We start from the raw sequence: 9,554 nt of genomic DNA on the forward strand, positions 1-9,554 counted from the left end.
GCATGAGGGCGGCGGCGGCGAGCATGGCGATGGCGGCGGTCAGCCACATGGCGGGGTAGCCGGCTGCGGCGGCCAGGGGGCCGAGGGCGAGCGGGCCGAGGCAGCCGCCCGCGTACACCCCGGTCTGGGTGATGGAGGTGGCCGCGCCGGGCGCCTGGGGGTGTAGCCGGACCACCGCGAAGTTCATCAGCCCCGGCCATGACCAGCCCAGGCCGAAGCCGAGCAGTACGCCGACCACCAGCGCCCCGGGGCCGGCCACCGCGAGCAGGCCCAGCCCCACCGAGCCGGCCACCAGCAGGCCGGCGATCACCGCAACGTGCCCGCCGGAGCGGCGGTCGGCCAGCCAGCCCACGCCGACCCGGGCGGCCACGCAGACCGCGCTGCCGAGGGTCAGGGTGAGCCCGGCGAGGGCCGGCCCGAGCCCCCGATCGGCGGAGGCATCCACCACGAAGGTGCCGAGCGCGTTGGCCGCGCCGGCGGCGAGCGTCGCGGCCACCCCGACGACGACCAGCCCCACGCTCGCGCTTCCGGCGCTCGTGGCGGCCCGGCGGGCCGGGCGCGGGCCCTGCGCGGGTACCGCCGGCAGCGCGGCCAGCGCGGCGCCGGCGGCGGCCACGAACGCCCAGCGCCAGCCGACGGTGAGGGCCAGGGTGGGCACCGCCGCGCCGGCCAGCAGGGTGGAGACGGGGATGGCGGCCTGCTTGACGCCGAACGACAGACCCTGTCGCCGCGCCGGCACGTGCCGGGCCAGCAGCACGTTGCTGGACAGTTGGCCGAGCGCGTTCGCGGTGCCGGCGACGGCCAGCAGGCCGACCAGCATCGGGTACGACCGGGCCAGCACCGCCACCGCGAGCAGGCTGCCGGCGGAGACCAGGATGCCGGCGCGGGCCACCACGGCACCGCCCCACCGCTCGACCAGCGCTCCGGAGGGGACCGAGGCCAGCGCACCGACCCCGAAGTAGACCGCCACGACGAGCCCCAGCCCGGCGGGGGAGAAGCCCAACTCCTCCCGCATCTGTACGGCGAGACCGCCGACCAGGAACACCGGCAGGACGCAGGCGATGGTCACGGCGACGGCGACGGCGCTGGCTCGGACGGGCCGGGTGACGACCTCCGGACTGCGGGCGGGGGCGATGTTGGTCATGGTCAGGCAAACCTATGCCAGCCACGTTGCGGCGACAGAAAGTGCGGCCCACTTCACGTCCGGTACGGGATGATCAAGGATCATCCACCCGATCAGGCGTTTCGCGGCGGGCCGCAATTTCATATGGTGTAAGTCCCCGGTGGCGGAGGTGGTTGTGCGTGACCCCCTGGCGGAACCTTCGGACCTAATCCGGAGTGTCTCCCGCGCGCTTCGAGTGCTCGAGTCGGTCGGTCGTGCCCCGCGCGGGCTGACGGTGAAACAGATCGCCCGGCGTTGCGAGCTGACCGTGGCCACCACATATCACCTGGTTCGCACCCTCGCGTACGAGGGCTACGTGATCCGCCGGGAGGACGGCACGTACATCGTGGGCCTGGAGGTGGCCGACCGCTACCGGGAACTGGTCGCCGCATTCCGCGGTTCACCGGCGATCGGGGAGAGCCTGCGCCGGGCCGCGCTGGAGACCGGCTGGAGCCACTACCTCGGCCGGTTCGTGGGCGGCCAGGTGGCGGTCACCGCCGTCGCGGAGGGGAACCGGTCGCCGTACCTGGAGGACCTCGTCCCCGGGTTCGACGAGGGGGCGCACGCGACCGCGCTCGGCAAGGCCCTGCTCGCCACGCTCAGCGCCGAGCAGCGGCACCGCTATCTGCGGGAGTACGGCATGCGCCCGTTCACCAGTGCCACCCTGACCACCCCGGAAGCCTTCGAGGTCGACCTGGCGGCCGGGGATCGGCGCGGGATGCAGCTGGAGATGGGCCAGTTCCGGCAGGGGGTGGCCTGCGCCGCAGTCCTGGTCAGCCCGGACAAGGACATGGAGCGGCGGACGGTGCTGGCCTGTGCGTTGCCGGCCAGCGAGATGATGACCTCCGCCCGGGTGGTCCGGACGAAACTGCTCGCCGCCGCCCGCGCGATCGCCGACGGTCTCGCCGCGGAAAGCTGAGACGGCCCCCTCCCTGGTGGGGAGAGGGCCGTCGCGGGGCGGCCGGCGCGGGTGCCGGGGCGGGGTCAGCTACCGACCGGTCCGCCGTCCAACCGCCAGGTCACCACCACGCCCGGCTTGGCGTAGTCGCCGTCGGGCCAGGTGGAGGCCGGGTTCTCGACCGTGGCACCGGTGATCTCGCCCGGGTGCTGCACGGCGACGAAGAGCGAACGGTTGTCGCCGGTGATGAACGGGCCGCAGGTTTCCGCGCCGAACGGCACGGTCAGGAACTGCTTCAGGTGGCCCCGCTCCGGCCCCTCGGTCGCCGTGGCGAAGAGGCCGTCGTTGCTGCCCAGCGCGTTGCCGTCGGTGGAGATCCACAGGTTGCCGGTGGCGTCGAAGGCCACGTTGTCCGGGCAGGAGATCGGCGAGACCTTGGTCTTGTCGTACCCGGAGAAGTAGGTGGCCGGGTCCGCCGGGTCGCCGCAGACGATCGGCAGCGACCAGGTGAACGCGTCGGAGGTGTTGTCCCCTCGGTCCTCGACCAGCTCCAGGATCTGCCCGTGCCGGTTGGCGTTACGCGGGTTCGCCTCGTCCGCCTTGGGGTTGCTGCCGACACCCCGGTTGGTGTTGTTGGTCAGCGCCACGTACACCTTGCCGGTGTGCAGGCTCGGCTCGACGTCCTCCGGGCGGTCCATCTTGGTCGCGCCGACCTTGTCGCCGGCGAACCGGGTGAAGGTGAGCACCTCGGCGGCGGTCATGCCGTCCACGTAGGAGCGGTTGCCGCTGACCAGCTTGATCCAGCGGCCCTTGCCGTTGAAGGCGCCGTCGCTGGGCAGCTTGCCGGAGCCGTCGATCTCGTCGGCGCTGGTCTGGTCGAGCTTGGCGACGTAGAGCGTGCCGGACTCCAGCAGCGTCAGGTTGTGCTTGCGGGCGACCCAGGAGTTGCCCTTCATGAACTTCTTGTCCGAGACGAACTTGTAGAGGTAGTCGAAGCGCTCGTCGTCGCCCATGTACGCGACCACGTGCCCACTCTTGGCGACGATGACGTTCGCGCCCTCGTGCTTGAACCGGCCCATCGCGGTGTGCTTGCGCGGCCGGCTCTCCGGGTCGTACGGGTCGATCTCGACGATCCAGCCGTGCCGATTGGCCTCGTTCGGGTGCTTGGCGAGGTCGAAGCGGTCGGCGGCCCGGTCCCACTTGCGGCTGCCGCTCGGGTAGCGGGCGGTGGTGCTGATGCCGTAGCGGGCCAGCCGGGGCTTGTCCGCCTCCGGCGCGGCGTCGCCGCCGACGAAGTACTGGTTGAAGTTCTCCTCGCCGGAGAGCACGGTGCCCCAGGGGGTCACGCCACCGGCGCAGTTGTTCAGCGTGCCGACGACCGTGCGACCCTTCGGGTCGGCCGCGGTCTTCACGAAGTCGGTGCCGGCGACCGGGCCGGTCAGCTCGAAGTTGCTGCTCAGCGCGTCGACCCGGCGGTTGTACGGGCGACGGCCCGAGGCGACGGCCCGCCACTGACCGGTGCCGGCCACCCGCTCGATCTCCACCACGGACATGCCGTGCGCGGCCATCGCCACCTTCACCTGCTCGACGGTGAGCGCGTCCTGGCTGGTGAAGCCGGGGAACATCAGGTCCTCGTTGGTGTACTCGTGGTTGACCACGAGCAGCGCCCGCTTGCCGCCCTTGTCCAGCGGCAGCACACCGACGTAGTCGTTGTTGTAGCCGAACTGCTTGGCCTGCGCGGCGGCGGTCTGCCGGTGCAGGTTGAACGCCGGCGCGCCCGGCAGCACCGGGTCGCCCCAGCGGATCACCACGGCGTGGTCGTAACCGTTGGGCACCACGAAGGTGTCCAGGGTGTTCGGCGGGATGGGCTTGAAGGTCAGCGCGCCGTTGCCGACGCCACGGCCACCGGCGCTGAACGCGGTGGCCTCGGGCACCACCGGGGCGGAGCCCGGCGCCGCGGCGGCCGCGCCGGTGCCGGCCACCGCGCCGGCCGCGCCGCCGAAGCCGAGCACCAGTGCGCCGACCGCCCCGGCCCGGACCAGGCCGCGGCGGGAGACCTCGGCGTTCACCATGTCGCCGAAGTACTCGTTGTCGGAGGTGTTGGGAACCGGGTGGTCGCAGGCGTTGCCGCAGCGGTACAGGCAGGTCATGGCGTCGCGGCTGCCATGGCGAGGGGTGCTCAGCAGCGGGAGCAGCCGGGGACGGTCGCTCATGGGGAGGAGCCTCCTGAGGGTCGGTGCACGCCGGTGCAGCTCACCGACGCGTACTCGCCGGACGCTAGGAGGGTGTGGTGAGCGGAGGTCGGCGTCGATGTGAACCAGCGGTGAACTCCGCGCTGGGAATCCCAGGTTTGACCTGGGACTGAACCGATCGGCGTGACCGCACGTATCTCCCGTAGTAACGCCGCGCCCGCTCGTGCCGAGAGCGAGGAGAGGACCATCAGCGACCACGACGCCCACCTGCTGCGCGCCCTGCATGACGAGCACGGCGAGGCGCTGTACGCGCACGCCCTGCGGCTGGTCAACGGCGACCGGCAACGGGCCGAAGACCTGGTGCAGGAGACGCTGCTGCGGGCCTGGCGCCACCCGGAGTCGCTCGACCCGCGTCGCGGCTCGGTGCGCGCCTGGCTCTTCACCACCGCGCGCAACCTGGCCATCGACGCCTGGCGGCGGCGGTCCACCCGGGTCGGCGAGGTCTACACCGACGAACTGCCCGAGCCGCCGGAGGTGGTCGACGAGACGGAACGCGCCGTCGAGGCGTGGACCGTGGCGGAGGCGCTCAACCGGCTCAGCCCGTCACACCGTGACGTGCTGGTCGAGTGCTTCTACCAGGGACGGTCGGTCTCCGAGGCGGCCTCTCGGCTGGGGGTGCCGCCGGGCACGGTGAAGTCACGTACCCACTACGCGCTGCGCTCACTACGGTTGGTGCTGGCCGAGATGGGGGTGACGGGATGAGCCGCTGCGACTTCGCGTACGACGACGGAGCGTACGTGCTGGGCGCCCTGTCCCCCGCCGACCGCGCGGCCTACGAGCGGCACCTCGTCGACTGTCCCGCCTGCCAGCAGTCGGTCTCCGAGATCGCCGTCCTGCCCGGCCTGCTCGGCCGGATCGACCCGGCCAGCCTGGAGCAGTTCCTCCCGCCGCCGGAGAACCCCCGGGTGCCCGAGCTGCTCACCGCCGCGCGGGAGCGCCGACGCCGCGAGCGGCAGGCCAACCGGCTGCGGTACGCGGTCACCGGCCTGGCGGCCGCCGCGTTAGCCCTGGTCGCCGGTTTCGGCGTGGCGACGATGCTGCCCGGCGAACAGCCGGTCACGCCGCCGTCGGCCCAGGTGCGGATGGTCGAGATGGAGCCGGTGGCGGGGTCGGTGCCGGTGCACGCCGAGATCGGGTTGAGCGGCACCGACTGGGGCACCGAGGTGACCATGCACTGCGGGTACGACGAGCGGGCCGGCTACGGCAAGGCGTACGCCTTCCGGCTGGTGGCGTACGGGCCGGACGGCGCGCAGGAGCAGATCGGCTCGTGGCGGGCCGCGCCCGGCGACGACCTGCGGATCACCGGCGCGACCCGGTTCACCAACGCCGAACTGGTCCGCCTGGAACTCATCCGCGCCGACGGCACGCCGGTGCTCGCCTACGACGTTCGCTGACCGCCGGCGGTCACCGGGGCGGTGACCGCCAGGCTCGGCGTCAGCGGGCGGTGCGGACCGGGGTCGGGGCCGGCGGGCCGGCCGGACGCGGGCGGCGGCTGCGCCGGGCGTGGCGGAGGGCGTCGACGGTGAAGACGATCAGGGCGAGCCAGACCAGGGCGAAGCCGGCCAGGCGGGCGGGGGGCATCGGCTCGTGGAAGATCAGCACCCCGCAGCCGAGTTGGAGGATCGGCGCCACGTACTGGAGCATGCCCAGGGCGGTCAGCGGGAGCCGGTTGGCGGCCCCGGCGAAGAGCAGCAGCGGGATGGCGGTCAACGCGCCGGCGAGCACCAGCAGCACGGTGTGCTTGGCGGAGACGTGCCCGAAGGTGGCGTCGCCGGTGGCCGCGAGCCAGCCCAGGAAGACCAGCGCGGGCAGCGACAGCACGGCCGACTCGACGAACAGGCCCTCGGCGGCGGGCAGGCCGAGCCGCTTCTTCACCAGGCTGTACCCGCCGAAGGTGAACGCCAGGATCAACGCGAGGTACGGCAGCCGGCCGTAGTCGACGGTGAGCACGGCCACCGCCAGCCCCCCGACACCGAGCGCGGCCCACTGCGCCGGGCGCAGCCGCTCACGCAGCACCAGCACCCCGAGCAGCACCACCACCAGTGGGTTGATGAAGTACCCGAGGGCGGTCTCCACCACCCGGTCGGAGTTGACGCCGTAGATGTAGGTGAACCAGTTGACGGCGATCAGGGTGGCGGCGACACCGATCCCCACCAGCGCCCGTGGCTGACGCAGCAGGGCCCTCAGGAAACCGATGTTGCGCATCGCGGCGAGCAGCAGGGCGACGAACGCGACCGACCAGACCACGCGGTGGGCCAGGATCTCCAGCGGCCCGGTCGGCCGTAGCAGCTTGAAGTAGAGCGGAAAGAACCCCCACAGCAGGTACGCGGCGAGTCCGTAGAGGTATCCGAGGCGGAGCGGCGTCACGCCTACACCGTAAGGGGCGGATCGGCCTGCTGATCCTTGCTGGTGAGCGGGCTCACGGCCAGGTCGCGGCGGTCGAATTCCATCCACCGGTCGGCCCGTACCGGCGCGAAGCCGACCTTCGCGTACACCTCGTGCGCGTCGTCGGTGGCCAGCACGATCCGGCGTACGCCCAGCGTGGCGATGTGGTCGCGGACCGTGCCGGCCAGCCAGGTGCCCAGCCCGCGACCCCGCTCGGCCCGATCGACGTAGACGTCGCACAGCCAGGCGAAGGTGGTCCGGTCGGTGACCACCCGGGCGACGGCGACCTGCCGGCCGTCCGCCGGACGGTAGACGCCGAACCCGATGGAGCCGGCGAAAGCCCGCAACACCGTCTCGCGGTCCCGCCCCAGCGCCCAGTACGCGTCGGTGGAGAGCCAACCGTGCACCAGGTCGAGATCGATCAGGTCAGGGTCGGTGCTGATCCGGTAGCCGTCGTCGCGGGTCAGAGTGAACACCCCTGAGACGCTAGTCCGCCCAGCTGCCCGGCTCAGCAGCCAATTCCCGCGATATGGCCGTCTCTCGCCGGTCCACCGGTCCGCAGATCCTGGACAGTTACCGTTCGGCGAGGCGGTGACTGTCCAGGATCTGGACGGATCGGTTCCGGTGGTGAGGTGTCAGCCGGTCAGTCGCGGTCGAGGATGGCGCCGAGGATCCAGGTGACCACCCCGACGAAGAGCGCGCCCAGCACCGCGGCCGGCCAGAAGCCGTCCACGTCGAAGGGCAGCCCGACCTGGTCGGCGATCCAGCCGGTGAGCAGGAAGAGCAGGCCGTTCACCACGAGCGCGATCAGGCCGAGGGTGAGCAGGTAGAAACCGCAGCCGACGGTCTTGATGATCGGCTGGAGCACCGCGTTGACCACGCCGAAGATGATCGCGACGAGGATCAGCGTCAGCACCGTGTCGGTGACCGAGTCCGCGTCGAGAGAGATGCCGGGGATGACCAACGTGGCCAGCCAGAAGGCCACCGCCGTGGCGCCGACCCGGATCAGTAGACCTTTCAGAAAACCCATGGCGGGCATGGTGCCATGGCCGGCGCGCGGGCGAAACCCGCGAGATCATCCACGTCAGCCCCGGGTCGGACGACCGATCAGCTGCGCCTCGATCGGAGTGCCGGCGAGCAGCGCCCAGCGCAGGGCGCGCCGATTCACCACGGCCACCATGTCTGGCCGGATCCGGGTCAGCCACTCTGCGGAGTCGCCGAGCCCCAGCGCGGCACCCGCGACCGCCGCCTCCGCCCGGTTCAACGGCTGCAACACCGCCAGGTCGGCCCGGCCCAGCGCGTCCGCGTCGGCCGGGGTCAGCTCGTCGCGTACCAGCAGCGTGGCCTGCCAGGCGGCGCCCGGGCGCGGTCCCGTGGGCGGTGTCGGCGCGTCCAGCACCACGAGCACCGGGGCCAGCGGTGTCGCGGGTTCGCCGTCCACCGCCCGGCCCGGCGGCACCAGCGGGATCGTCCCGCCCGGCATGCCGACGCCACGGACGAACGGCTCCCAGGCGTGCGGCCGCGCCGTCTGGACGACCACGCGGGCGCCGAGCGCCATCGCGCGCATGGTGACCAGTTGGGCGGCGCGCACCCCGCCGACCAGCATCACCCGGGTGCTCTGCGGTCGGAACAGCCGGACGGTGACGGCGTCGCCGTGCCGGTTGGCACCCACCATCAACCCCGCCGAGCCGTACCGCAGCTCCAACTCGTCGCCGCCACCGGCGACCGGGGTGGCCCCGGGCCGGGCCAGCGGCAGGGTGCCGGCGAGGCCGGCCAGGTGCGCGCCGTCGAGCCGCTCGACCGCCCCGCCGCCCGCCGCCACCAGCCGGCGCAGCGCCTGGGCGGCGGCGGACAGCTCCGCCGGGGTCACCGCGCTGAGTCGTACGGTCAGCCCGGCCGGTGCCGTCGGGTCCGCCTCGGCGTGCAGCGCTACCGTGGTCGCGGTCGCCGGCAACGTCAGCAGCCGGGGCACCAGTTGGCGTACGGCTTCCGCCGTCGGCCACCGCCGCAGCCGGAAGGTCGTCTGCAACAGCCCGCCGGACCGGACCGCCTGCCAGGATTCCCGCACCGGTCGCCCGTCGTGATGGGCGAACTCGGCGAGCACCCGCAGTGCCGGTTGCTCGCCCAGGGGGCGGACCGTCAGCGGGCCCAGCCGCCGGACGATCCGGCGTACGGTGCCGGCGAGGGCGCGGCGCAGCGCCTCGTCCGACCAGCCCTCCATCCGCGACACCCGGACGGCCAGCACCGCCCGCTCCCAGCCGGCCAGCCGTCCGTCGGTGAGCTGCCGGTACGAGGTGGCTGCCGGGCCGCCGCCGGCACCGACCGCCGGCGCCGATCCGCCGGCCAGGACGAGCTGGACGCGTACCGGCGGAGCCGGTCCGGTGCCCGCCGGCAGCAGCGACGGGAGAGCCGGCAGCGGGTGCGCGCCGTCGCCGAGCAGGTCGGCCGGGTCACCGATCTCCAGCAGCGCCACCAGACCGGCCGGGTCGTCCAGCACCGCGGCCGGCGACCCGGCCAGCTCGATGGGGCGTACCACGGTATTCGGGTCCACCAGATCGAGCAGCGTCGCTCGCCCGGCGTCCGGCGCCAACACCCGCCGGCGGGCGAGGTAGCCCAGGCCGGTGCCCAGCCACTCGTAGAGCCACCGCTGTCGGACCCGGCACCCGGCCACGGTCAGCAGCGCTGCCGCCAGCAGGGCCGCGGCCAGCGTCGTCAGCGCGTTCCGGCCCGCAGCTGCGACGAGCGCCGCCAGCGCGAGCTGTACGACGACCAGCTGCCCGGCGCGGGGCCGGTACGTCCGCCACCGCCCGCCGTGTCTCCACTGTGCTGCATCGCGCCGGATCCGGCGGGCGGGAGG

9 protein-coding genes are annotated in these 9,554 nt (G+C 73.1%); 3 read left to right on the forward strand and 6 right to left on the reverse strand.

Annotated elements, in window-relative coordinates:
* On the reverse strand, positions 1 to 1,144 hold a 1,144-nt coding region (locus C1I95_RS28405; protein WP_111218386.1), incomplete at its 3' end, for an MFS transporter.
* 154 nt (positions 1,145 to 1,298) lie between these two features.
* On the opposite strand from C1I95_RS28405, the gene C1I95_RS28410 reads away from it, so the two are divergent.
* On the forward strand, positions 1,299 to 2,081 hold the full coding sequence (locus C1I95_RS28410) for an IclR family transcriptional regulator (protein ID WP_111218398.1): 783 nt from the start codon (positions 1,299 to 1,301) through the stop codon (positions 2,079 to 2,081).
* Positions 2,082 to 2,146: 65 nt separating this feature from the next.
* Here the strand turns inward: C1I95_RS28410 and C1I95_RS28415 are convergent, their stop codons facing one another.
* Positions 2,147 to 4,273 carry a PhoX family protein gene (locus tag C1I95_RS28415; protein ID WP_111218388.1) on the reverse strand — a complete coding sequence of 709 codons (2,127 nt, stop codon included), beginning with the start codon at positions 4,271 to 4,273 and terminating at the stop codon, positions 2,147 to 2,149.
* Between the two features lie 225 nt (positions 4,274 to 4,498).
* Between C1I95_RS28415 and C1I95_RS28420 the strand changes: the two genes are divergently transcribed.
* Positions 4,499 to 5,014, forward strand: a complete 516-nt coding sequence (locus C1I95_RS28420; protein ID WP_111218400.1) for a sigma-70 family RNA polymerase sigma factor — start codon at positions 4,499 to 4,501, stop codon at positions 5,012 to 5,014.
* A complete protein-coding gene (locus tag C1I95_RS28425) occupies positions 5,011 to 5,706 on the forward strand; it encodes an anti-sigma factor family protein (RefSeq protein WP_111218390.1) in 696 nt (231 codons plus the stop codon). The genes C1I95_RS28420 and C1I95_RS28425 overlap by 4 nt, the downstream gene beginning before the upstream one ends.
* Before the next feature lie 40 nt (positions 5,707 to 5,746).
* On the opposite strand, the gene rarD is transcribed toward C1I95_RS28425, so the two are convergent.
* The 4 genes from rarD to eccE all read right to left on the reverse strand — a co-directional run bounded on the left by rarD (position 5,747) and on the right by eccE (position 9,539).
* Complete coding sequence (gene rarD, locus C1I95_RS28430; protein ID WP_111218392.1) at positions 5,747 to 6,679, reverse strand: EamA family transporter RarD; 933 nt, start codon at positions 6,677 to 6,679, stop codon at positions 5,747 to 5,749.
* Positions 6,680 to 6,681: 2 nt separating this feature from the next.
* Entirely contained in the window at positions 6,682 to 7,173 is a 492-nt protein-coding gene (locus C1I95_RS28435) for a GNAT family N-acetyltransferase (protein ID WP_111218394.1), read from the reverse strand.
* Between the two features lie 167 nt (positions 7,174 to 7,340).
* Positions 7,341 to 7,727: a phage holin family protein gene (locus C1I95_RS28440; RefSeq protein ID WP_111218396.1), complete on the reverse strand. Its 387-nt coding sequence runs from the start codon at positions 7,725 to 7,727 to the stop codon at positions 7,341 to 7,343.
* 54 nt (positions 7,728 to 7,781) lie between these two features.
* On the reverse strand, positions 7,782 to 9,539 hold the full coding sequence (gene eccE, locus C1I95_RS28445; protein WP_111218402.1) for a type VII secretion protein EccE: 1,758 nt from the start codon (positions 9,537 to 9,539) through the stop codon (positions 7,782 to 7,784).
* Between the last annotated feature and the right edge of the window lie 15 nt (positions 9,540 to 9,554).

The sequence above is a fragment of the Micromonospora craterilacus genome (assembly GCF_003236315.1).
In the GTDB taxonomy this organism is placed as follows: domain Bacteria; phylum Actinomycetota; class Actinomycetes; order Mycobacteriales; family Micromonosporaceae; genus Micromonospora; species Micromonospora craterilacus.